This window comes from Stenotrophomonas sp. STEN225 (assembly GCF_056756445.1).
This window is the reverse complement of sequence record NZ_JBRRBV010000019.1, coordinates 1-22,929: the sequence shown is the minus strand read 5'-3', so window position 1 is coordinate 22,929 and position 22,929 is coordinate 1. Positions and strand designations below refer to the sequence as shown.

General features: G+C 66.4%; 17 protein-coding genes. 7 read left to right on the top strand and 10 right to left on the bottom strand.

Annotated elements, in window-relative coordinates:
* The first annotated feature begins 3 nt into the window (after positions 1 to 3).
* Genes ACVOJ1_RS16365 through ACVOJ1_RS16355 form a run of 3 tightly spaced genes read left to right on the top strand, consistent with a single transcriptional unit; the run spans position 4 to position 2,329 of the window.
* A complete protein-coding gene (locus ACVOJ1_RS16365; RefSeq protein WP_346480654.1) occupies positions 4 to 1,128 on the top strand; it encodes a Gfo/Idh/MocA family protein in 1,125 nt (374 codons plus the stop codon).
* Positions 1,129 to 1,147: 19 nt separating this feature from the next.
* Positions 1,148 to 2,014, top strand: a complete 867-nt coding sequence (locus tag ACVOJ1_RS16360; protein WP_346480653.1) for a sugar phosphate isomerase/epimerase family protein — start codon at positions 1,148 to 1,150, stop codon at positions 2,012 to 2,014.
* An 18-nt stretch (positions 2,015 to 2,032) separates the two neighbouring features.
* Positions 2,033 to 2,329: a c-type cytochrome gene (locus ACVOJ1_RS16355; RefSeq protein WP_053516691.1), complete on the top strand. Its 297-nt coding sequence runs from the start codon at positions 2,033 to 2,035 to the stop codon at positions 2,327 to 2,329.
* Between the two features lie 13 nt (positions 2,330 to 2,342).
* On the opposite strand, the gene ACVOJ1_RS16350 is transcribed toward ACVOJ1_RS16355, so the two are convergent.
* From ACVOJ1_RS16350 to ACVOJ1_RS16330, 5 genes are all read right to left on the bottom strand, one after another.
* Entirely contained in the window at positions 2,343 to 3,086 is a 744-nt protein-coding gene (locus ACVOJ1_RS16350) for a 3-keto-disaccharide hydrolase (RefSeq protein ID WP_065182393.1), read from the bottom strand.
* Positions 3,087 to 3,129: 43 nt separating this feature from the next.
* Positions 3,130 to 3,705 (bottom strand): gluconate 2-dehydrogenase subunit 3 family protein, encoded by a 576-nt coding sequence (locus ACVOJ1_RS16345; protein WP_346480652.1) that lies wholly within the window; start codon positions 3,703 to 3,705, stop codon positions 3,130 to 3,132.
* Positions 3,705 to 5,390: a GMC oxidoreductase gene (locus tag ACVOJ1_RS16340; protein ID WP_111186020.1), complete on the bottom strand. Its 1,686-nt coding sequence runs from the start codon at positions 5,388 to 5,390 to the stop codon at positions 3,705 to 3,707. Before ACVOJ1_RS16340 ends, ACVOJ1_RS16345 begins: the two co-directional genes overlap by 1 nt.
* A 29-nt stretch (positions 5,391 to 5,419) precedes the next feature.
* A complete protein-coding gene (locus ACVOJ1_RS16335; RefSeq protein ID WP_180875414.1) occupies positions 5,420 to 6,310 on the bottom strand; it encodes a hydroxypyruvate isomerase family protein in 891 nt (296 codons plus the stop codon).
* 201 nt (positions 6,311 to 6,511) lie between these two features.
* Complete coding sequence (locus ACVOJ1_RS16330; RefSeq protein WP_197571102.1) at positions 6,512 to 7,051, bottom strand: single-stranded DNA-binding protein; 540 nt, start codon at positions 7,049 to 7,051, stop codon at positions 6,512 to 6,514.
* 315 nt (positions 7,052 to 7,366) lie between these two features.
* Between ACVOJ1_RS16330 and ACVOJ1_RS16325 the strand changes: the two genes are divergently transcribed.
* The gene (locus ACVOJ1_RS16325; protein ID WP_053516684.1) at positions 7,367 to 8,398 is read left to right on the top strand and encodes a LacI family DNA-binding transcriptional regulator; all 1,032 of its coding nucleotides are present in this window, start codon (positions 7,367 to 7,369) and stop codon (positions 8,396 to 8,398) included.
* Positions 8,399 to 8,499: 101 nt separating this feature from the next.
* Here ACVOJ1_RS16325 and ACVOJ1_RS16320 read toward each other — a convergent pair whose 3' ends face one another.
* The 4 genes from ACVOJ1_RS16320 to ACVOJ1_RS16305 form a co-directional block, all read right to left on the bottom strand.
* Entirely contained in the window at positions 8,500 to 8,886 is a 387-nt protein-coding gene (locus tag ACVOJ1_RS16320; protein WP_053516683.1) for an SseB family protein, read from the bottom strand.
* A gap of 151 nt (positions 8,887 to 9,037) precedes the next feature.
* Positions 9,038 to 10,759, bottom strand: coding sequence for an alpha-amylase family glycosyl hydrolase (locus ACVOJ1_RS16315; protein ID WP_481558716.1), 1,722 nt, complete (start codon positions 10,757 to 10,759; stop codon positions 9,038 to 9,040).
* Positions 10,759 to 12,246 (bottom strand): MFS transporter, encoded by a 1,488-nt coding sequence (locus ACVOJ1_RS16310; RefSeq protein WP_164151764.1) that lies wholly within the window; start codon positions 12,244 to 12,246, stop codon positions 10,759 to 10,761. Before ACVOJ1_RS16310 ends, ACVOJ1_RS16315 begins: the two co-directional genes overlap by 1 nt.
* Positions 12,243 to 14,435 (bottom strand): glucosidase family protein, encoded by a 2,193-nt coding sequence (locus ACVOJ1_RS16305; protein WP_346480651.1) that lies wholly within the window; start codon positions 14,433 to 14,435, stop codon positions 12,243 to 12,245. Before ACVOJ1_RS16305 ends, ACVOJ1_RS16310 begins: the two co-directional genes overlap by 4 nt.
* Before the next feature lie 237 nt (positions 14,436 to 14,672).
* Between ACVOJ1_RS16305 and ACVOJ1_RS16300 the strand changes: the two genes are divergently transcribed.
* Together ACVOJ1_RS16300 and ACVOJ1_RS16295 are read left to right on the top strand one after the other, a co-directional pair.
* Positions 14,673 to 16,727, top strand: coding sequence for a glycoside hydrolase family 97 protein (locus ACVOJ1_RS16300; protein ID WP_346480650.1), 2,055 nt, complete (start codon positions 14,673 to 14,675; stop codon positions 16,725 to 16,727).
* 225 nt (positions 16,728 to 16,952) lie between these two features.
* Complete coding sequence (locus tag ACVOJ1_RS16295; protein WP_346480649.1) at positions 16,953 to 19,709, top strand: TonB-dependent receptor; 2,757 nt, start codon at positions 16,953 to 16,955, stop codon at positions 19,707 to 19,709.
* Positions 19,710 to 19,957: 248 nt separating this feature from the next.
* Here the strand turns inward: ACVOJ1_RS16295 and ACVOJ1_RS16290 are convergent, their stop codons facing one another.
* The gene (locus ACVOJ1_RS16290; RefSeq protein ID WP_065174564.1) at positions 19,958 to 21,571 is read right to left on the bottom strand and encodes an alpha-glucosidase family protein; all 1,614 of its coding nucleotides are present in this window, start codon (positions 21,569 to 21,571) and stop codon (positions 19,958 to 19,960) included.
* A 215-nt stretch (positions 21,572 to 21,786) separates the two neighbouring features.
* Here ACVOJ1_RS16290 and ACVOJ1_RS16285 point away from each other — a divergent pair, with 215 nt between their 5' ends.
* Positions 21,787 to 22,785 carry a polyprenyl synthetase family protein gene (locus ACVOJ1_RS16285; protein WP_065174563.1) on the top strand — a complete coding sequence of 333 codons (999 nt, stop codon included), beginning with the start codon at positions 21,787 to 21,789 and terminating at the stop codon, positions 22,783 to 22,785.
* Positions 22,786 to 22,929: the final 144 nt, after the last annotated feature.

Below are 22,929 nucleotides of genomic sequence, written 5' to 3'. Positions count from 1 at the left end.
CGGATGTCCAAGCTTGGAATCGCCATCGTCGGCACGGGCATGATCGGTGCGGTGCATCGCCGCGCGGCACTGCTGGCCGGGGCCGAGGTCCGCGGCGTGGCGGCCTCTTCCCCGCAGCGCGCACAGGAGGTGGCGCAGGCGTGGAACGTCGCGCATGCCTACCGCGATATCGAGGAGGTGGTCAGCGATCCGCAGGTGCAGGTCGTGCATGTGTGCACGCCCAACCATCTGCACCGCGCCATGGCGCAGGCCGCGCTGGAAGCCGGCAAGCACGTGATCTGCGAGAAGCCACTGGCCACCACCCTGGACGACGCCCAGGCATTGGCCGCGTTGGCCGCCAGGACCGGTCTGGTCGCTACGGTCCCCTTCGTCTACCGCTATCACCCGGTGGTCCGCGAGGCACGCGCACGCATCGCGCAGGGCGAGCTGGGGCCACTGCACCTGATCCACGGCAGCTACCTGCAGGACTGGCTGCTGGATCCGGCCAGCAACAACTGGCGTGTCGACCCCTCGCTGGGCGGCACCTCGCGCGTGTTCGCCGATATCGGCTCGCACTGGTGCGACCTTGTGGAATGGGTCAGCGGCGAACGCTTCGCCGAGGTCAGTGCCGCGTTCGCCACCGTCATCGCCGAGCGCGGCGCGGTCACCGGGCAGAGCTTCACCACGCCGGCCGCCGGCGGCACGACGCACGCTGTTTCCAGCGAGGATGTGGCCACGGCGATGTTGCGCACGAGTGCGGGTACGCTCGCCTCGTTGACGGTCAGCCAGGTTTCGGCCGGACGCCACAACCGGCTGTGGTTCGAGATTGACGGCGCCAGGGCCAGCGTGGCCTTCAATCAGGAAGATGCCGAGCGGCTGTGGATCGGCCGGCCCGACCAGCGCGAGGATAGCTTCGTGCGCGGGCCCGGTGCCGGCAGCGCCGAACAACGCAGATTGTCGGTCTTGCCGGCCGGACACGCGCAGGGCTATGGCAACTGCTTCGAAGCGTTTGTCGCCGACACCTACCGTGCCATTGCAGGCGAGCAGCCGGAGGGCCTGCCCACCTTCGATGACGGCCTGCGCTCGGCGCGGATCGTCACACGTGTCATCGCATCCGCCAGGTCACGTGCCTGGACGGCCATCGATTGAATTCCCGGAGGACTGCCTGATGAACATCCGTATCCGCAGGACCGCAAGCCTTGCACTGCTGCTGCTCGTTGCCCTGCCCGCCTTCGCGCGCGATGCCACCGACCTGCACACGCCCATCGCGGTGCAGATGTACACGTTGCGCAATGCCGGCTCGCTCGACCAGCAGCTGAAGATCGTCCACGACGCCGGCGTGCGCGCCGTGGAAACAGTCGGTACGCAGAATGTCAGCGCTGCCGAACTCAAGCAGCTGCTCGACAAGTATTCGATCAAGGCGATTTCCTCGCACACGCAGCTGGCCGATCTGCGCAGTGACCTGGATGGCGTGGTCGCCTTCAACCGGGCCATCGGCAACACCACGCTGGTGGTGCCCTATCTGGCCGAGAAAGACCGCCCCACCGACGCTGTCGGCTGGACGGCGCTGGGCAAGGAACTGGGCCAGCTCTCGAAGCAGGCCCGTGCCAAGGGCATGCGTCTGGCCTATCACAACCACGACTTCGAGCTGGTCGACTTCAATGGCACGACCGGACTGGAACTGCTGTTCGCCGCGGCCGGCCCCGATCTGCAGACCGAGCTGGACCTGGCCTGGGTCGCACGGGCCGGCCATGACCCGGTGGTGATGCTGGGCCGATTCAAAGGCCGCCTGTTCGCGGTGCACGCCAAGGACAATGCCCCGAAGGGCCAGGCTGAGGATGAAGGCGGCTTCGCCGCCGTGGGCCAGGGCGTCCTGGACTGGAAAGCGATCCTGCCCGCCGCCGCCACGGCCGGCGTGCAGTGGTACATCCTCGAGCATGACCAACCCCGCGATCCAGCCACCGTCATCCGCACCGGTGCGGACTATCTGCGTGAACACCTGACTGCCCGCGTACCTGCCGGTGCACAGCGCTAGCCCGCGAAGGAGCCTTGCTTGAAAACGATTCTGAAAGTGACTGTCGCGCTGTGCGGCACCCTGCTGGCCGCTGCGGCGTGGTGCAAGGAAGACCCTGCTGCCGGAGCGCAGCTCTACGCAACGCACTGCGTGGCCTGCCACGGTGCGGAGCGCGCCGGCGTGCCACCGACGTTCCCTGCGCTCACCGACGTCAGCAAACGGCTTCAGCCTGCGCAGATCAAGGACAAGATCAAGCAGGGCGGCGGCTTGATGCCCCCCTTCCCGCAGCTGTCGCAGCAGGAGATCGACAACATCGCCAGCTACCTGGCGAAGTAGGCATGAGGGTGCGCTACAGCTCGCGCACCCAGATGTTGCGGTAGCTCACCCTGGCGTCGTGCTCCTGCAGGTACAGCGGCGCACAGGCATGTGGCGCGTAGGAAGGCGCGCCGATGTACTCGGTCTTGCCCGCCAGCACCGTGTCGTCCTGCACCAGCACACCGTTGTGCAGCACGGTGATGCGGGCCGGCGAGGTGAGCCCGCCGCCTGCCGAGAAGCGCGGGGCCTTCCAGATGATGTCGTAGGCCTGCCACTCGCCGGGCGCACGCGAGGCATTCACCAACGGAATGGCCTGCTTGTACATCGATCCGGCCTGGCCGTTGGCATAGGTCGGGTTGTTGTAACTGTCGAGCACCTGCAGTTCGTACACCTCCTGCAGGAAGATGCCACTGTTGCCGCGGTGCTGACCGTCGAATCCGGCGGTCGCGGTGGGCGTGCGCCACTCGACATGCAGCTGGACATCGCAGAAGCGCTGCCTGGTGCGGATGCCCTTGCTGCCGGGCACCACGGTCAGCGCGCCATCGGCAACGGTCCAGGGCACGGGTCCGCCCTGCTCCGACTCCCAGCGCGACAGATCCTTGCCATCGAACAGCACGATCGCATCGGAGGGCGCGCGGCCCGGCGGCGTCGCCACGACCGCGGGAACCGGCGTCCACACCTCGGTCTTCGCCGGATCGCGCGCAGGGTCGCCGCCGTCCTGCGCGAACACGGGTGCGGTGCCCAGCAGGCAGGCCACTGTCAGGAGAGGTCGGTTCATCGTGCTTCCGGATCAAGGTGGAGGGTCGAGGCGTGGAGGTCCATCAGCTGGTCCCCCACGCCGGCGTGCCGGGCGTATAGGCAAGATCGCCGTCATAGCGACCCGGCACCGCAACGTACTTCAGCACTTCGGTCGCACCGACCTTCGAGGTGAAGAAGCCGAAGATGACCAGCTGCTTGATCATCGTGAAGTAGTGCGGCGCAGCCTCCCCCTCTTCCGCGGCACCGGTCTCGGTGACCTCGACGACGTGCGCCCGGGCTTCCGCATCCAGGGTGCGCAACAGTTCGCTGCGGGCCTGCGAGGGGAGCGACACGAAGCGGCCACCGGCACGCTTGTCGATATCGACCAGGCCGGCGCGGAATATCGCCTGCTGCCGGGGGGTGTAGCAATCGGTGACGAACAGCGCCATGAACGGGCCCGCGCCGGCATCCTTCGCGCCCGGCGTTGTGGTTCGCGGCAGGATGGTTTCAGCGATCTCGTCCAGCATGCTGATGTCAGCGGCAGAGAACGCGGCCTTCGATCCTGTCGTCGCGCTCTGCCCTGCGGCCAGTGCGGGCAGGCCCACCATGGCCGCGCCGGTGGCGGCGAGGATCATCTTCAACAGTTCGCGACGGTCCATCACAGGTTCCCCGCTTTCAGTTCGCGTACGGCATGGTCGGCGGCCCGTGCCGTCAGCGCCATGTACGTCAGCGATGGATTCACGCACGCGCTGGAGGTCATGCAGGCGCCATCGGTCACATAGACATTCGGCGCATCCCAGACCTGATTATGCTGGTTGAGCACGGAGCTTCTGCGATCGCGGCCCATGCGGGCCGTGCCCATTTCATGGATGCCCTTGCCCGGGGCGTAGTCGTTGTCGTGCATCTCCACGTCCTTGACGCCGGCTGCCTCCAGCATCTCGGCAGCATCGGCCGCCATGTCCTTGCGCATCGCCAGTTCGTTCGAGCGCATCGAAACGTCCATCGCCAGCACCGGCAACCCCCACTTGTCCTTGCGCTGCGGATCCAGGCGGATCGTGTTGTCGTGGTGCGGCAGCATCTCGCCGAATCCGGTCATGCCGATGCGCCAGTCGCCCGGCAGCGTCAGCGCCTCCTTCAGGTCGGCACCGATGTTCAGCTCGGCGATCTCGCGCGACCACCCGGTGCGGCTGGCACCGCCCTGGTAGCCGAATCCGCGCAGGTAGCTGCGCTTGTCCGCAGCGACGTTGCGGAAGCGCGGAATGTAGAAGCCGCAGGGGCGGCGACCGAAGTAGTACTTGTCGTCGTAACCCTCGACCCGGCCGGAGGCACCGGCACCAAAATGATGGTCCATCACGTTGTGCCCCAGCTCGCCGGATGACGACCCCAGACCGCCCTCCCAGACATCGGTGGCCGAGTTCATCAGCATCCAGGTCGAGTTGAAGGAGGATGCGTTGAGGAAAATGACCTTGGCCGTGTACTGATAGGTCAACCCGGTCTCGGCATCGATGACCTCCACACCGCGCGCGCGCTTGCGGTCCTTGTCGTACAGCACTTCCTTGACGATCGAGAAGGGCCGCAATGTCAGATTGCCCGTTTTCATCGCCGCCGGCAGCGTCGCCGCCTGGGTCGAGAAGTAGGCACCGAAGGGACAGCCCAGGATGCACTTGTTGCGGTACTGGCAGTTCACGCGCCCCTGCTCGGGCATGGGCTGGGTGATGTTGGCGGTACGCGAGTGGATCATGTGCCGCGTTCCGCCAAACGCCTTCCTGATCCGCGCGGCCACATCCTTCTCGACGATGTTCAGCGGGATCGGCGGCAGAAATTCACCGTCCGGCAGCACGTCCAGTCCTTCGCGCGTACCGGCGATACCGGCGAACTTCTCCACATGGTCGTACCAGGGGGCGATGTCGGCGTAGCGGATCGGCCAGTCAGTAGCGATGCCGTCCTTGAGGTTGGCTTCGAAATCCAGGTCGGAGAAGCGGTAGCTCTGCCGCCCCCACATCAGCGAACGGCCGCCTACGTGGTAGCCACGGAACCAGTCGAAGCGCTTGGTCTCGACGTACGGCGATTCCTGCTCATTGGCCCACATCCCTTCCAGGTTCTCGGCCAGGCCGTAGTCACGCATCAATACGGGAAAGGCGGCCTTCATCGCCTGTGTCGGCCGGTTGCGGTGCGGGAAATCCCACGCCTCCTTCATCGCATTGACGTAGTCCTTGACGTGCTCGATGTTGCGCCCGCGTTCCAGCATCAGGACCTTCAGGCCCTTCTCGGTCAGTTCCTTCGCCGCCCAACCGCCACTGATTCCCGAGCCAACAACGATGGCGTCGTAATGATTGTCTGCCATGGGTCTACTTCACCTGGGTGGATATCGTTTCAGACGTCGCAGAGGCGGATCGCCTCGCGCAGCGAGCCGACGGGATCGGGTGCCGCAGGCATGAACTCCTGCGCCAGATACCCCTCGAAGCCGGTGTCGCGGATCGCGCGACAGATGGCCGGATAATGCAGTTCCTGCTGGTCACCGATCTCGTGCCGGCCTGGCACACCTGCGGTGTGGTAGTGCTTGAAGAAGCGGTGATGCCTGCCGATGGTGGCGATGATGTCGCCCTCCATGATCTGCATGTGATAGATGTCGTACAGCAGGCCGAAATTGTCCGATCCGAGCCGCTGGCACAGCTCGACGCCCCATGCGGAGTGATCGCACAGGTAATCGGGATGATCGACCCTGGAGTTCAGCAACTCCATCACCAGCACGACACCACGCTTCTCGGCATGGCCGAGGATGCGCTTCAGCCCGGCTTCGGCATTCTCCAGGCCTTCCCGCGGATCCATGCCGTCACGATTGCCGGAGAAGCAGATGAGGTTGCGGTAGCCGGCATCGGCCACCAGATCGATGTGCCGCGCGTAGCGCTCCACCAGTGCATCGTGATACTGGCGGCCGGCAAAGCCTTTGGTCAGGCTGATCTCGGCGCCGTTGCACATGGAGCTGTAGACGCCATGCGCCTTCAGTGTGGGCCAGTCCGCCGGCCCCACCAGATCGATGGCGGCGAAGCCGATATCCTTCACCGTCTGGCAGAGCTGGGCGACCGACTGCTGCGGGAACGTCCAGCGGGCGACGGAATGCTTCAGGTTGCCCTTGAGTGGGGCCTGGGCGGCGAACGAGGGCAGCGCGGCTGCCGCAGCCAGGCCAAGGCCGCCAGCGAACGCCATGCGCAACGCATCGCGCCGCGTAAGCCCCGATGCCGGTCCGATCGAATGGATGGACATCCATCTGCCGGCCTCCCAACCGGTATCAAACGCAACGATTCACAGCAATGCAATCGATTGCACCATAAGGGAGGAATTCTTTTTTTTGCAAGACGCGGTGCACGAAAAATCCATGCTGCGCGGCACAACGCCGGCCTGCCGTGGAAAAAAGAAAAGCCCCGCATCGGCGGGGCTTTCTGTTTCCTGCGGACGCGCGTCCGATCAGAACGGAATATCGTCGTCAGCAAAATCGTCCATCGGCGGCGCCGACTGCTGCGGCTGCGGGCGCGGGTTGCCGCCCTGGTTGCCATAGCCACCGCCCTGTCCACCACGCTGGCCACCACCACCGCCGTACTCCTGGCGCGGTGCCTGCTGGCGCTGCGGACGATCACCGCCGTAGTTGCCGCCACCGCCACCACCGCCTTCACCGCGGCCGCCCAGCATCTGCATCTCATCGGCGACGATATCGGTGGAGTACTTCTCCACGCCGTCCTGGCCGGTGTACTTGTCGTAACGCAGGCTGCCTTCGACGTAGACCGAGCTGCCCTTGCGCAGGTACTCGCCGGCGATCTCGCCGAGCTTGCCGAAGAACACCACGCGGTGCCATTCGGTGCGTTCCTGCTGGTTGCCATCCTTGTCCTTGCGGACGCTGGTGGTGGCCAGGCTGATGCGGGTGATCGCCATGCCGCTCTGGGTGTACTTCACGTCCGGGTCGTTGCCGAGATTGCCGACCAGGATGACTTTATTGATGCCGCGCGCCATAGGTACCTTCGTCCGTTGTCCAGGGGCAGTCGACCAGTGATGGCACAGCCCCGGCCGGGGGTGCAGGACACTGGGCCGCCCCCGATGAATTTGGGGGAATGCAAGAACACCGCATCTTAGCACTGCCGCCGCTCCGTGCCCGGCCAGAAGCGACGAAAGACACCGAAAGATCCTACTGAAATCCTTGTAAGGCAATGACTTAGCCATCCGCGCCGGACATCCCGGCGCGGCCGGCCGCAGTGACAGCCGGCGCTGCGATGGCGCCCCCATGGCATCATGCCGGGGCATCTACTCATTCGTTCGCGCGCTTCCCCCATGACCATCAAAGGCAAAGCCACCTCCCTGGACATCGCCCATCTGGCCGGCGTCTCCCAGCCGACGGTGTCGCGGGCCCTGCGCGGCAGCCCGATGGTCAATGCGGAGACCCGAGAACGCATCCTGCGCATCGCCCGCGAGCTGAACTACAAGGTGGACAAGAACGCCTCCAGCCTGCGCCTGCGCAATGCCGGCACGCTGGCCCTGCTGTTCTTCGAGGACCCGACCAACGACGATTCGCTGATCAACCCGTTCTTCCACTCGATGCTGGGTTCGATCACCCGCGCCTGCGCGTTGCACGGGCAGGATCTGCTGGTGTCGTTCCAGCAGCTGTCGACCGACTGGCAGGCCGACTACGAGGACAGCAACAAGGCCGACGGCATCATCCTGCTGGGCTATGGCGACTACCACGAATCGCGCGACCGCCTGCAGCGGCTGGTCGAACAGGGCACCCACTTCGTGCGCTGGGGTGCGGCCCTGCCCGGCCAGCCCGGGGTGTCGATCGGCAGCGACAACTTCCAGGGCGGGCACGACATCACCACCCATCTTCTGCAGCAGGGCTGCCGGCGCATTGCCTTCCTCGGCCACGCCTCCAGCCATTACCCGGAATTCGAGGAGCGCTACCGCGGTCACGTGGCAGCCCTGCGCGATCACGGGCTGCATGCCGAGCCGGCCCTGCAGCACGATGCCATCACCACCGAAGCGTCCGGCCAGGAAGCCTGCCAGGCGCTGCTGGCGCGAGGCGAACCGATCGATGCGATCTGCGCCGCCAGCGACCTGATCGCCATCGGTGCGATCCGTGCACTGCGCGAGGCCGGGCTACGGGTGCCGCAGGACGTGGCGGTCACCGGGTTCGATGACATCCCGCTGGCCGCATCTGTATCGCCGGCATTGACCACCGTGCAGCAGGACACCAAGCAGGCCGGGCAGCTGCTGGTGGAACGGCTGCTGGCCTCGATCAGCCGGCAGCCGGTGGAGAGCCAGAGCATCCCGGTGAAGCTGGTGGTGCGGGAATCATCGCTGCGCGGCTGAAACAACGGACGTGATCGGACGGGACTACGCAGTGAACCCGGCCTGCGGGCACCGGACCGGGTGCCGCAAGGCCCGCAGGTGGACGGCCCCGTCGGGTGGCCTCAGCCCTGGGCGAAATCCTTCAGGATCTCGCCAATGCCGCTGGGCGAAATCTCGAAGCCCAGCGAGGTACCCGGGTTGATCACCACGCCGTAGCCCCCCGGCACGCGGCGCAGCACGTCCAGCATCAGCCAGCGGATCTGGTGTTCGGCCTGCTGGCTGTAGATGCCCACCCGCGATGGATCGGTGAACACGGCCACGTGCAGCGTGCCCTGCTTGTCGAACAGCAGTGGGTCGAAGCCGCTGCCGTCGGGGGTGACCAGGCTGCCGGTCAGCAGCAGCACCTCGGAGGCGACGAAGGCCTCCATGAAGGCGCGGATCGGCACCGCCCCGTCCATCGCCGCCTTCAGCAGGGTTTCGATCGGGGTCTGCGGGGCGAGGTCGGACATGGCGGTACGGCGCGGCGTGAGGGGTGCCTATTGTAGGGTCGAGCCTGCTCGAAGAGCGTGCCAACCAAGGTTGGCACCTACCAGAGCGGGAGTGCCAACCGAGGTTGGCACCCACCAGAGCGGTAGCGCCGGGCCATGCCCGGCGGCGCCCTCACCGTCCCAGACGCTGGTCCCGAGCTTTCTGGTCGGCCATCGCCCTGTCCAGCTCTGCCTGCAGCGCTGGCTGCTGCACGCAGGCATCCAGCACGTACACCTTCACGCCATGCGCGGGCACTTCGGCCTTCAGGGAAGCATCCACCTGCAACGAACCGCCGTCCAGCGCGTCGCGCCAGCGGCCCGCCTGCAGGTAGCGCTCCACCTGGAAAACCGTCGCCTTGTCGCCCTTGTTCAACAGCACCAGTGCGGTCTGTGCCACATCCCCCTGCTGCAGCACACGGAAGAACACCGCCTCGTCACCACGCAGGCGCTCGTTCACCTGCAGGCCGCGCTGCAGCGCCGGGGTGGCCTGGCGCAGCTGGGCGATGCGCCGCAGTGGCGCGAAGATCGGGCTCTGCGGTGCGGCATCCACCCGCGCCTGGCCGAAGTAGGCACGGTTGCCGGCATGCTCGGCACGGCCCCGCATGAAGCCGGTTTCCGAGCCGTAGTAGACCACCGGGATACCACGGGCGGTGAACAGCCAGTTGTGCGCGTCGATGAAACCGTTGTCGCTGGCCTGCAGGCGTGGCATGTCGTGGTTGTCGTAGAAGCTCATCAGCTCGTACGGATTGGCATAGGGGCCGCCGGTCAGGTGCAGCGGCTCGTCCAGCGTCTCGAAGCCCTTGCCGGCGGTACCGAAGGTCTGTTCCAGCGCGCCACGCAGCGGGAAGTCGAGCACGCTCACGTTGGCGTTGCCCGGCCAGGTGTGCTCGGCAATCCTGCTGGCGTCGTAATCGAAGGCCTCGCCGAACATGAACATGTTCGGATGCTCGGCACGGATGCGGTTCACGAACTCGTGCCACCACGGGTGCGGCAGCCAGCCGATGGTATCGATGCGCAGTGCGTCCACGCCCTGCGCGGTCCACTGCAGGTACGCGCCGACGAGGTAGTCCATCACCGCCGGGTTGTTCTGGTTGAAGTCGGACAGCTCGGCCAGGTTGCCATCGAAGATCGAGCCATCCTTGCTGTCGACCGGACCGATGGTGTTGTAGAACGCATGCAGCGGGTTGTGCTTTGGATCCAGCTTCTGCGGGGGCAGGTTCTGGTGGTCGGCGATCAGCTTTCCATCCTTGTCGAAGATCTGGCCGAACTGCGGCTGCCGCGTCGGCATGGTCCAGGCCGGCGAACCGTGGTTGCCGACGATGTCCAGCACCACCTTCAGGCCGGCACCATGCAGGCCCTTGGTCAGGCCTGCAAAGTCCAGGTCCTTGCTGGGCAGGTGCTCGTCGAGTTTGTAGAAGTTGATGCCCCAGTAACCGTGGTAGCCGGTCTTGCCGCGGTCGGTCAGCGTGCTGGTGCAGCTGATCGGCTTGCTGCCGGTGAACGCCTCATCCGGATTGTCGACGATCGGCGTGATCCACACCGCACCGAAGCCGAGCTGACGGATGTAGTCGGCGTTGTCGAGCACGCCCCTGAAGTCGCCGCCGAGGTAGCCGATGTTGCCGTCCACCTTGTCCGGGCAGGGCACCGGAATGTCGAACGTGCGGTGGCTGCCCCCCTGATCGCGATGATCGTTGGACGGATCACCGTTGACGAAACGATCGGTCACCACGAAGTACACGGCATCGCTGGCGAACGGTTCGAGCGTGCCCACGTAGTCCGGGCGCGATGCGGCCTGTACCGCCGTGGCGAGCAGGGCCAGCGACAGCCCCAGCGACATTCTGGAATACACATGCATCACGCACTCTCCTGATGGGCCGGCACGCGAAGCACGCACAGCCCGGCAATGAACAGACTCACTCCACCCAGCACCAGCACGTGCAGGGGATTTCCGCCCAGCCACTCGCGCAGTGCGAAGCCCAGCGCGCTGGCCGCGACCAGCTGCGGAATGACGATGAAGAAATTGAACAGGCCCATGTAGATGCCCATCTTCGCCGCCGGCACGCTGTCGGACAGCAGGGCGTACGGCAGCGACAGGATCGAGGCCCAGGCGAAGCCAACGCCAGCCATGGACAGCAGCAGCCAGGTGGGATCCTTGATGAACATCAGCGAGATCAGACCCAGCCCGCCGAGCCAGAGGTTCACCAGGTGGCTCCAGCGCAAGCCGATGGCGCGCACCATCGGCGGGATCAGCAAGGCGGCCAGTGCGGCGAAGCCGTTATAGGCGCCGAACAGCACACCGACCCAGTTGGCACCCTCGTTGTACGCCGCCGACTGCGGGTCGGTGGAACCGAAATGCGTGCCGGCCACCGCTGCGGTGGTGTAGATCCACATCGCAAACAACGCAAACCACGAGAAGAACTGCACCCAGGCCAACCGGCGCATGGTCACCGGCATCGCCCGCAGATCACCCACGATCGCCGCCAGCATGTGCGCCCGCGGCAGCGTACGGGCCAGCGCAAGAAGCACACCATAGCCCGCGCAGAGACCCGCCAGCACGTAGAGCATCCTGTCGCCCTGGCGCGCGGCGATCACAGCGGCCAGCAGCACGCCCGCCCCCAGCCACAACGCCACCTGCGCCCACGGTGCGGGGCCACTCGCAGCGGCGGCGGCATGGTGCGCCGGCGGCTCGGCGTCTTCGAACCCGGCCAGTTCTGCCGGTGAATACTCGCGGGTACTGACCACGGTCCAGGTGATCGCCGCCAGCAGCACTGCCGCACCGAAATAGAACGCATAGCGCACCGTATCCGGCACCTCGCCGGCAGCGGCTGTGTTGGCCACGCCGAAGTGGGCCAGGATGAATGGCAGGAAGCTGGCGACGATGGCACCGACACCGATGAAGAAGCTCTGCATCGCGTAACCGGCCGGTCGCTGGCGCGGTGCCAGCTGGTCGCCCACGAAGGCCCGGAACGGCTCCATTGATACGTTGATCGAAGCATCCAGCACCCACAACGTGCCCGCCGCGATCCACAAGGCAGGTGAGTTGGGCATGACCAGCAGGGCCAGCGTGGTCAGCACCGCGCCGATCATGAAGAACGGGCGACGCCGGCCCCAGCGCGTCCACGTGCGGTCGGAGAGATAACCGATCACCGGTTGCACCAGCAGGCCGGTCAACGGTGCGGCGATCCACAGCCCGGGCACCGACTCCATGTCCGCGCCAAGCGTCTCGAAGATGCGGCTGGCGTTGGCGTTCTGCAGGGCAAAACCGAACTGGATGCCGAGGAAGCCGAAACACATGTTCCAGATCTGCCAGAACGACAGCTGCGGTTTGGCAGGGCGGTTCATCGTGCGTCCTCCGCCGTGACGACCGGCGCCAGCGTCAGCGCCTTCACCTGCGCCTGGTTGAGCACGCCTTCGCGCCCGCCCTTTCCGCCGGTGTAGTGCGCGAAATGCTCGAGTGCGCTCATGTTGAAGCCTTCTTCAAGCACGACCGTGCACGGCCCCTTGGGCACAGCGAACGTTGCCGAGGTCGAGTCCTGCACGGCCACGCTGTGCGGCATCGCAACCGTATGCCGCTGCGATGGCTGGCCCGGGCACTGCAGCACCAGTTGCTTGACCGCAGCCGTGACGCCGGTGTTGATCGGCCCGTTCGGGTTGCGGTACTGCAGGCGCAGGCGCACCTGCCCGGCCTTGGCCGAGGTGAACTGCCAGCGTTCCTCGCCCTTCAGCACCTGCTGCGGACCGACGCAGAGCATCGGGCTGTGCAGCGATTCCAACGTGCCTTCGCGCCGGGTCAGGCTGAGGCAATGCTGTAGGCCATCGTCGCTGATGCGCGCCACGCCCTTGCTGTCGGTGACCGCCTTGCCATCCTTCCACAGCACCTGATCGGCTGCCACCGGAACGTTCCAGCCCGCGCCCTTGCGCAGGGCCTGCGGCGCAACCGGCGTGGCCGGCGCACGCACGTTGGCCTCCGCAGTCGTGGCAGCGAAACCGGTTGCTGCCGGGGCGGCGACCAGCTGCACCGTCGTGGTGCTGCCACGCGTGGTGGTTCTGCCGGCCACCAGCAGGCCATCGCCCACGTTCTGCGGGCGCTCCAGCACATAGCGCTTGCCGTTGGCTTCCAACGTGATACGGGGATGTGTGCCGAACAGTTCCGGCACCAGCGCGGCCGGCAGCTTGGGCTGCACGCGGCCATCGTCCTGCACGCCGAACACGCCTTCGGTGACCATGGCCAGATAGCCGGCCACCGACCACAGCTGGCGCTCTGAATTGACCACCGGCCCGCTCAGCGCGCCTTCGTCCACATGCACGGACTGGCTGACCAGCTCGTAGTTTTCCATGTTGGAACCAGCCAGTGCCGCCCCCTGCATCAGCGAGCGGATCTCGGCGGCGATGCGCGGCGCGTCGTCCAGCTGTCGCGCAGCACGCAGCGAATACGCACTGACGAACGGCCAGATCGCACGGTTGTGGTAGATCGGCTGCTGGGCTTCCTGTGGCCACACCACCGGGCTGCCGGCCGGCCCCATCGGGTAGTTCGCCAGCGCGCGGCGCGCCCGCGCCTCGGGCAGCACGTCGGCCAGGATGCCCAGCGACAGGCCCAGCAGGTCGACCTTGGCGTAGGGCACCGGATGCGCCGCCTCACCGATGTAGCTCATGTACTGGCCCATGTCGTCGCGCCAGAAGCGCGCATCGATCCGTACCGCCAGTTCATCGGCCCACGCCTTGTACTGCGCACGGCGATCATCGCCCCGCTGCGCGGCCATCTGCTCTGCCAGCCGCAGTGCCTGGTAGTGCAGGACGTTGGTGGACAGCGCGTAGGAATCACCGATGAAGCGCACGTTCTCCCGGGTCCAGTCCGGATACGTCTGTTCACGCCAGTCGAGGAACGAGGTCTCGCCGCGATAGAGGCCCATCTGTGAGTCGAACACCATCGCCCGGTCCTGTGCCAGCGTGCCCTGCAGCGCCTGCCAGACCTGTTCGGCAAAAGCAGGATCATCCAGCAGGTGGCGTGCGGCCAGGAACCACACCACACGGTCGCTGCTGATCGGCCAGCTGCCGCCGGAGCCGGTATCCTGCGCGACGAACAGGCCGGGCGTGCGCCCATCACGGGCAGCCGACAACTTGAACTGCAGCGACTGACGCGTGCGCTGCGGATCCAGCCGCGCCAACGCCAGGTCGGCGGCGAAGCTGACATCGCGGGTCCACACGTAGGGCCAGCGGGCACCGGTCTGGAAGCAGTCGCATGGCACCGGCCGTCCTTCGTCAAAGGCGGGGTCGCGGATCGCATCGACCCGGTCCTGCGCCATCTCCTGCTGGGCCAGCGCGAACAGCGCGTCGAACATCACGCTTCCGGTCTGGCTGCGCATCGGCGTGGCGGCAATCGGCACAGCGCCGTTCGGCGTGTGCAGCACAAAGCTGCCCTTGGCAGACGCTTCGGCGCGCGCATGGCGGCCGTCGAATTCCAGGTCGGCCGCATGCGCGGTCGTCCCCAGCGCTGCCCCCAGGGCAGCGGTCAGGCAAATGATCTTCAGCATCGAAGCGGCAGACCGGCTTGCGCCCGTCGACCTCCCTCCCTCTCTGCACCGTTTATAGGTCCGCGCAGCCGTGACCGGCGCGCGGGCGCGGCACCTCCCTCAAGGTGCCTTGGGCCCATGGTAGACGCGGGGCTGTCGCCTGCGTCCAGCTGCATACGTATTCATGCACCGACGCAGCAGTACGCCCGCCGGGCTGGCTTATGGTCCGGGTCTGCCAACGGCGCCTTGGGAGGGGAAATGCCGATGTCATCCAGTGTTGTACGTGCGGTGTTCGCGCGAATCATGGGCGTTGCGCTGCTGGGCCTGGCCACGCTGGCGCAGGCCGCCCCCCAGATCACCAGCGTCCAATCGCCCGGCGACGTGCTCAAGGTCAGCCTGGTGCTGGACGGCGGCACCGCCCGCTACCGGGTGGAGCGCTTCGGTGAAGCCGTGGTGGAGGATTCCAGGCTTGGCTTCGAACTGCGCGATGGCCGCCTGGACCGGGATTTCATCCTGCTCGGGCAGCAACGGCGCAGCGTCGACGAGACGTGGGAACAGCCGTGGGGGGAACGCCGCCTCACCCGCAACCATTTCAACGAGCTGACCGTGCAGCTGGCCGAAACCACCGGCAGCAAGCGCCGGCTGGATGTGGTGTTCCGCGTCTACGACGACGGCCTGGGCTTCCGCTATGTGTTCCCTGAGCAACCGAACCTGCGCGAAGCGATCATCGATGACGAGCTGACCGAATTCGCCATCGCGGCAGACTCCACAGCATGGTGGATCCCCGCCGGCGAACCGATCCACTACGAGTATCTCTACCAGCGCACGCCGCTGCGCGAGATCCCGCTGGTGCACACGCCGATGACGCTGCGCAGCCGCGATGGCCTGCACGTTGCGATCCATGAGGCTGCGCTGGTGGACTACGCCGGCATGTGGCTGCGCCGCACCGACGGCCAGCGCCTGCGCGCGCAGCTCTCGCCCTCGGCCGAAGGGTGGAAGGTGCGCCGTGCCCTGCCCTTCGTCACGCCCTGGCGCACGCTGCAGATCGCCGACCGCGCCGGCAGCCTGGTCGAGTCCGACCTGATCCTCAATCTCAACGAGCCCAATGCACTGGGCGATGTGAGCTGGGTGAAGCCGGCCAAGTACCTGGGCGTGTGGTGGTCGATGCACCTGGACAACGAAAGCTGGGCGACCGGACCGAAGCATGCGGCGACCACCGCCAAGACCAGGAAGGTGATCGATTTCGCCGCCGCGCACGGCTTCCGTGGCGTCCTGGTGGAGGGCTGGAATCCCGGCTGGGACGGCATGTGGGTGGGCAATGGCTACGACTTCGACTTCACTCGCGCCACGCCCGATTTCGACATTGAAGCGCTTTCGGCATATGGACTGAAGAAGGGCGTGCACCTGATCGGCCACCATGAAACCGGCTGTGCCATCGAACACTATGAGGCGCAGCTCGACGCCGCGCTGGACCTGTATGCGCGGCTGGGCGTGGACCAGTTCAAGACCGGCTACGTCTGCGACGACGGCCAGGTCGACCGCCGCAACCCGTCGGGTGGCCCGCTGTGGCGAGAGTGGCACGACGGCCAGTTCATGGCGCGCCACCACCTGCATGTCGTGCAGGAAGCCGCGCGCCGGCACCTGTCGGTGAATCCGCACGAGCCGATCAAGGACACCGGCCTGCGCCGCACCTATCCCAACTGGATCTCCCGCGAAGGCGCGCGCGGCATGGAGTACAACGCCTGGGGCCAGCCGCCGAACCCGCCCGAACACGAAGTCAATCTGGTGTTCACCCGGATGCTGGCCGGACCGATGGATTACACCCCCGGCATCCTCAGCCTGAAGGGCCGCCACGGCCAGGCCATCCCCAGTACCCTGGCACGTCAGCTGGCGCTGTACGTGGTGCTGTACAGCCCGATCCAGATGGCCGCCGATCTGCCCGAACACTACCTGCAGCATCGGGAGGCGTTCCGCTTCATCGAAGACGTGGCGGTGGACTGGGAGCAGAGCCGCGTGCTCGATGGTGAAGTGGGCGACTACGTGACGATCGTGCGCCGCGACCGCAACAGCCGTGACTGGTTCCTGGGCAGCATCACCGACGAGCATGGCCGCGTGCTGCCGGTGTCGCTGGGCTTCCTGGAGCCGGGCGTGCGCTACCGCGCGGAAATCTATCGCGATGGCGACGGTGCGGACTACCGCAGCAATCCGTTCGCGTTCACGCGGCAGACGCGTGAAGTGACCAGCGCCGATGCACTGCCCCTGATGCTGGCGCCGGGCGGCGGGCAGGCCATTCGGTTCACGCCATTGGAGTGATGGATGCCCCCGCGTGATGTTCGCCGGGCATGGCCCGGCGCTACCGTGGCGGGGATCTGAAAGCGATTACAACCCTGCAAACGTCATTGAATACGTATGCAGGGTGATTCCCGCGGAGAACCCGCTGCCTACCATAGCGGCGACGACAGCGGCCACCGCGTCGCACGTTCACGGCGTTGCCGGAACGACCTCGAAATGAACAACAACATTGCCTGGGAGGGGAAAATGTTGAACCACAAGCGCAGCGCGCTGAGCATCGCGCTGGCCGTTGTCCTGGCGCCGTCACTGGCGGCGGCACAGACCACGCAGAGCACCACCACGCCGGCCGGCACCGCCGCCACCAACCTGGATACGGTGCAGGTCACCGGTATCCGCCGCGGCATCGAGAACGCGATCGCGATCAAGCAGGACGCCACCTCGGTGGTGGAAGCGATCTCCGCCGAGGACATCGGCAAGCTGCCCGACGTCAGCATTGCCGAATCCATCTCGCGGCTGCCCGGCCTGGCCGCGCAGCGCGTCGCCGGGCGTGCACAGGTGATCAGCGTGCGCGGCCTGTCACCGGACTTCGCCACCACCCTGCTCAACGGCCGTGAGGTCGTCAGCACCGGCGACAACCGTGGCGTCGAGTTCGACCAGTATCCATCCGAGCTGGTCAACGGCGTGACGGTGTACAAGACGCCCGATGCGGCACTGGTCGGCCAGGGCCTGTCGGGCACCATCGACATGCAGACCGCCCGTCCGCTCAGCTTCCCCGACCGGGTGATCGCCGTCAGCGGGCGCCTGCAGAAGAGCTCGCTCGGCGATGCGGCCAACGTCGATGAGTTCGGCAACCGCTTCAGCGCCAGCTACATCGACCAGTTCTTCGACAAGACCCTGGGCATCGCCATCGGTTACGCGCACAGCGACAACCCGATCCAGGAAAACCAGGTCGGCCTGTACGAGCCGTGGACCACCCAGTACACCACGGACGGAAAACGTCCCGGCGTTGCTGCAGGCACCTATTTCTCCGACGGCATCAAGGCGCTGCGCCGTACCGGCAACAACAAGCGCGATGGCGTGATGGCCACGATCCAGTTCCGGCCCAACAACAGCTGGAGCAGCACCTTCGATGCGTTCCACACCGAAGCCGAGCAGATCGACACCGCCAACCAGTTCGAACTGAACCTCAGCAACTACAACGGCAATTACCTGCCGGGCCTGCTGATCAGCAATCCGCAGATCAACGCCGATGGCACCTTCACCGGCGGTACCGCCAGCGGCGTGTACCCGCTGGTGCGCGGCATGTACAACAAGCGCAAGGACAAGATCGACGCGTTCGGCTGGAACAACGAATTCAACTTCGGCAGCGTCAAGCTGGTCGCCGACCTGAACTACTCCAAGGCCACGCGTGACGAGCTGAACCTGGAGAACAATCTGCAGCTCACGCCCATGCCGCAGCTGGATACGGTCGGCGTGCAGATCCGCCAGAACGGCTTCTCGCAGATCAGCCCGGGGCTGAACTACTCCAATCCCGATGCCCTGTTCCTGACCAACACCATCTATGGGTCCGGCTACGGCAAGGTGCCGAAGGTGGAAGATCGCCTGAAGGGCGGCAAGCTGGCGGCGACCATCGCCCTGCCCGAAGCGATGGCGTCGTGGGCACCGGACCTGGACATCGGCGTGAACTATGCCGATCGCCGCAAGGTCAAGACCCAGTCCGAGGGCAACATCCTGCTCGGTGCCCAGGGCGATGCCAACATCGCGGCGGACCTGCAGTACGACCCGGTGAACCTGGGCTTTGCCGGCCTCGGTACCATCCCGGCCTGGAACGTGCCGGCGGCGGTCGCCCGCTACATGACCTTCGATCCGGTCGACAACCTGGACTACCTGATTCCCAAGTCGTGGACGGTGCAGGAGAAGATCACCACCGCCTGGGCGCGCCTGAACATCAACACCGACATCGGCGTGGTCGGCGTGCGCGGCAACATCGGCGTGCAGATGCAGCGCACCGATCAGAGTTCGGACTCCCGCTACTGGGACGCGTCGCAGCCCGCCGGCAGCAACGTGCAGCCCTACTCCGACGGTCGCAAGTACAACGACTGGCTGCCGAGCCTGAATCTGGCATTCATGTTCCCGCACGAACAGACCCTGCGCTTCGCGGCAGCCAAGCAGGTCGCGCGCCCACGCGTGGACCAGATGCGCGCCGGCCTGGAGTTCGGCGTGGATACCTCCACCGGTCGCCCCGGCGGCAGCGGCGGCAATCCGCGGCTGGACCCGTGGCGCGCCACCGCGCTGGATCTGTCCTATGAGAAGTACTTCGGCGAGAAGGCCTACGTCGCTGCGGCGATCTTCTACAAGGACCTGAAGAGCTACGTCTACACGCAGTCGGTGGACAACTACGACTTCAGCGGGCTGCTCGGCAACTACGTGCCGCCGCCGGGCATGGTGGTGCCCGTGCTGCCGACCGGCACCTTCTCCACGCCGGTGAACGGTGAGGGCGGTACCCTGCGCGGCCTCGAGCTGACCGGTTCGTTCCCGCTGGAGATGCTCACCGACAGCCTGCGCGACTTCGGCGTGCAGGCCAGTGCCACGTTCAACGACAGCGACATCAAGATCCTCGACCCGGAAAGCGCCTCCAGCGTGGGTACCGATCCCATCAGCCTGCCGGGCCTGTCCAAGCGTGTGTACAACTTCACCGCGTACTTCGAGCGCAATGGTTTCGAGGCCCGCGTGAGCCAGCGCCGTCGTTCGGACTTCATCGGTGAGATCGGCAACTTCAACGGCAACCGCACCCTGCGTTATGTGGTGGGCGAGAACGTGACCGATGCACAGATCAGCTACACCTTCAGCGACAGCAGCGCCCTGCGCGGGCTGACCCTGCTGCTGCAGGGAAGCAACCTGACCAACGAGCCGTACCGCACCTACGCCGGCACCAAGGATCGCCCGCTGGAATACATCGAGTGGGGCCGCACCTACGTGCTGGGTGTGAACTACAAGTTCTGACCCTCACCGGGCAATGCCGGCCCCGGGCCGGCAACCGCCCATCGAATGCCGGACGCTGCCCGGCAACCGCTCCATCGGTAGCGCCGGGCCATGCCCGGCGGCGAGGACCGCAGGCATGACCGGAAACCCGCTGCGCCTAAGCAGCGGGTTTTCTTTTGGGCGGGGTCCGCCAGCCACGGCACGGCCCATAAAAAAGGGACGGGGCGCTTCGGCCCCGTCCCCGCAAGTACCGCCACCGGAGAAATTGATCAGCTGCGTCGTGCGCAGAACACCGCACGCGGCGGCAGCTGGAGTTCGCCACCCTGCACCGTGCCCGCATCCGGGCCCGGCACATCCATCTGCTGCCAACGGCCGGCCGGCAGCGGATGGGTCACCGCCTCGCCCGACAGGTTGAAGGCCAGCAGGAGGGTTTCATCTGCAAGCATACGCTCGAACAGCAGCACTGGCTCACTGCTGTCAAGGAACCGGATGCTGCCATGCTGCAGGACGGGCTGATGGCGACGCCAGCCCAGGAATGCCCGGAAGGCCGCCAGCACCGACTGCGGGTCAGCGTCCTGCACCGCGACGGCCGCTGCCCGGTGCCCGGCCGGAATCGGCAACCACGGCTGGCCGGTAGTGAAACCGGCCAGTGGCGCATCCGTCCACGGCATCGGAGTGCGGCAGCCATCGCGGCCCTTGAAGTTCGGCCAGAAGGTGATGCCGTAGGGATCCTGCAGCGCCTCGAACGGCACCTCGGCCTCGGCCAGGCCCAGTTCCTCGCCCTGGTACAGGCAGACCGAGCCGCGCAGGCAACTCAGCAGCGCCACCAGCATGCGCGCCAGGCGCGGATCGGCCGGATGGCCGCCCCAGCGGGTGACCGCGCGCTCCACATCGTGATTGGACACCGCCCAGCACGGCCAGCCTTCAGTCATCGCGGCTTCCAGGCGCGAGACAGTCTCGCGGATGTAGGCCGCGCTGTAGTCGTCCACCAGCAGTTCAAAGCTGTAACCCATGTGCAGGCGGCCATCGCGGGTGTACTCGGCGGTGGTGGCCAGCGAATCCTCCGAGGAGATCTCGCCCAGGCTGACCGCACCGGGGTACTGGTCGAGCAGCGCGCGCAGCCGCTCCAGGAACGGCAGGTTCTCCGGCTGCGTGTTGTTGAAGTAGTGGTACTGGTATGCGTACGGGTTGTCCGGGCTGAAGCCGCGGCCAACGCGCTTGTCAGCGGGCTTGGCCGGGTTGTCGCGCAGCTGCGCGTCATGGAAGCAGAAGTTGATCGCATCCAGGCGGAAGCCATCCACGCCACGGTCCAGCCAGAACCGCACGTTGTCCAGCGTGGCCTGCTGCACCTGCGGGTTGTGGAAGTTCAGGTCCGGCTGGTCGACCAGGAAATTGTGCAGATAGTACTGTTCGCGGCGCGGTTCCCACTGCCAGGCGCAGCCGCCGAACAGCGACAGCCAGTTGTTGGGCGGCGTGCCGTCCTCACGCGGGTCGGCCCAGACGTACCAGTCGGCCTTCGGATTGCTGCGATCCTGGCGGCTCTCGCGGAACCACGCGTGCTCGATCGAGGTATGGCTGAGGACCTGGTCGATCATCACCTTCAGCCCCAGGCCGTGGGCCTTGGCCAGCAGGCGGTCGAAGTCCTCCAGGCTGCCGAACAGCGGGTCGACGTCGCGGTAATCGGCGATGTCATAGCCGAAGTCGGCCATCGGCGACTTGAAGAACGGCGAGATCCAGATGGCATCCACACCCAGCGTGGCGATGTGGTCCAGGCGCTGGATGATCCCTGGCAGGTCACCGACCCCGTCGCCGTTGGCGTCAAGGAAACTGCGCGGATAGATCTGGTAGATGACGGCTCCGCGCCACCATGGATAGTGCGACATCGACAGCCCCCCTCCGGGCATGCGGGACCCGCCGGAAGCGGGCCGAAAACCAAGTCCCGCAAGCTTAGCGGTGCCTCCCCGGGGATGGCGCCACCTGCATACGTATTCACGCCAGGCAGTCACGGACGGCCGGGGCGATCAGACCCGCAGGCCGGTTTGCGCCCGAATTCACGGGCAGCGCCTATAATCATCGACGAGCCTGAAAGCCTGATCGCATGACCATCACCGAAGACACCCGCCCCGCCCTGGGCCTGCCCCAGATCCAGTCGCTTGCTGCGGCCGACATGGCCGCCGTCGACGCCCTGATCCGGCGCCGGCTGTCCTCGGACGTCGTGCTGATCAACCAGATCGCGGACCACATCATTTCCGCCGGCGGCAAGCGCCTGCGGCCGATGCTGGTGATGCTGGCCGGTCATGCGGTCGGCCATGCCGGCCCCGAGCACCACCAGCTGGCGGCGATCATCGAGTTCATCCACACCTCCACCCTGCTGCACGATGACGTAGTGGACGAATCCAGCCTGCGGCGCGGCCGCAGCACCGCCAATGCCCTGTGGGGCAACGCACCGAGCGTGCTGGTTGGCGACTTCCTGTACTCGCGCAGTTTCCAGCTGATGGTCGAGCTGGACCGCATGCCGGTGATGCGGATCTTGGCCGACACCACCAATCGCATCGCCGAAGGCGAAGTGCTGCAGCTGCTGCACGTGCATAACCCGGATACCGACGAAGCGGCCTACCTGCGCGTGATCGAGCGCAAGACCGCCGTGCTGTTCGCTGCCGGCACCCGCCTGGGCGCGCTGGCCAGCGGCGTGGACGAAGCCACCCAGCAGGCGCTGTACGACTACGGCATGCATCTGGGCTACGCCTTCCAGATCGCCGATGACGTGCTGGATTACTCGGCCAACGCCGAGGAGCTGGGCAAGAATCTGGGCGACGACCTCGCCGAAGGCAAGGCAACGCTGCCGCTGATCCATGCCATGGCCCACTCCGACGACGCCACCCGCGAGCGCCTGCGCACCATCGTGCAGGAAGGCGATGCGTCGGCAATGCCGGAAGTGCTGGCCGCGATCCACGCCACCGGCGGCCTGGACTACAGTCGTCGCCGGGCCGAGGAATACGCAGAGCGCGCCGAGCGTGCGCTCGACGGGCTGGGCGACAATGATGCCGTCGCCGCTCTGCGTGGACTGGCCCGCTACGCGGTGCAGCGCACGCATTGACCGCGCTCGCCGGGCATCGCCCGGCGCTACCTGATGCCGCTGCGCTCGCCGGGCATGGCCCGGCGCTACCTGATGCCGCCGCGCTCGCCGGGCATGGCCCGGCGCTACCTGATGCCGCCGCGCTCGCCGGGCATGGCCCGGCGC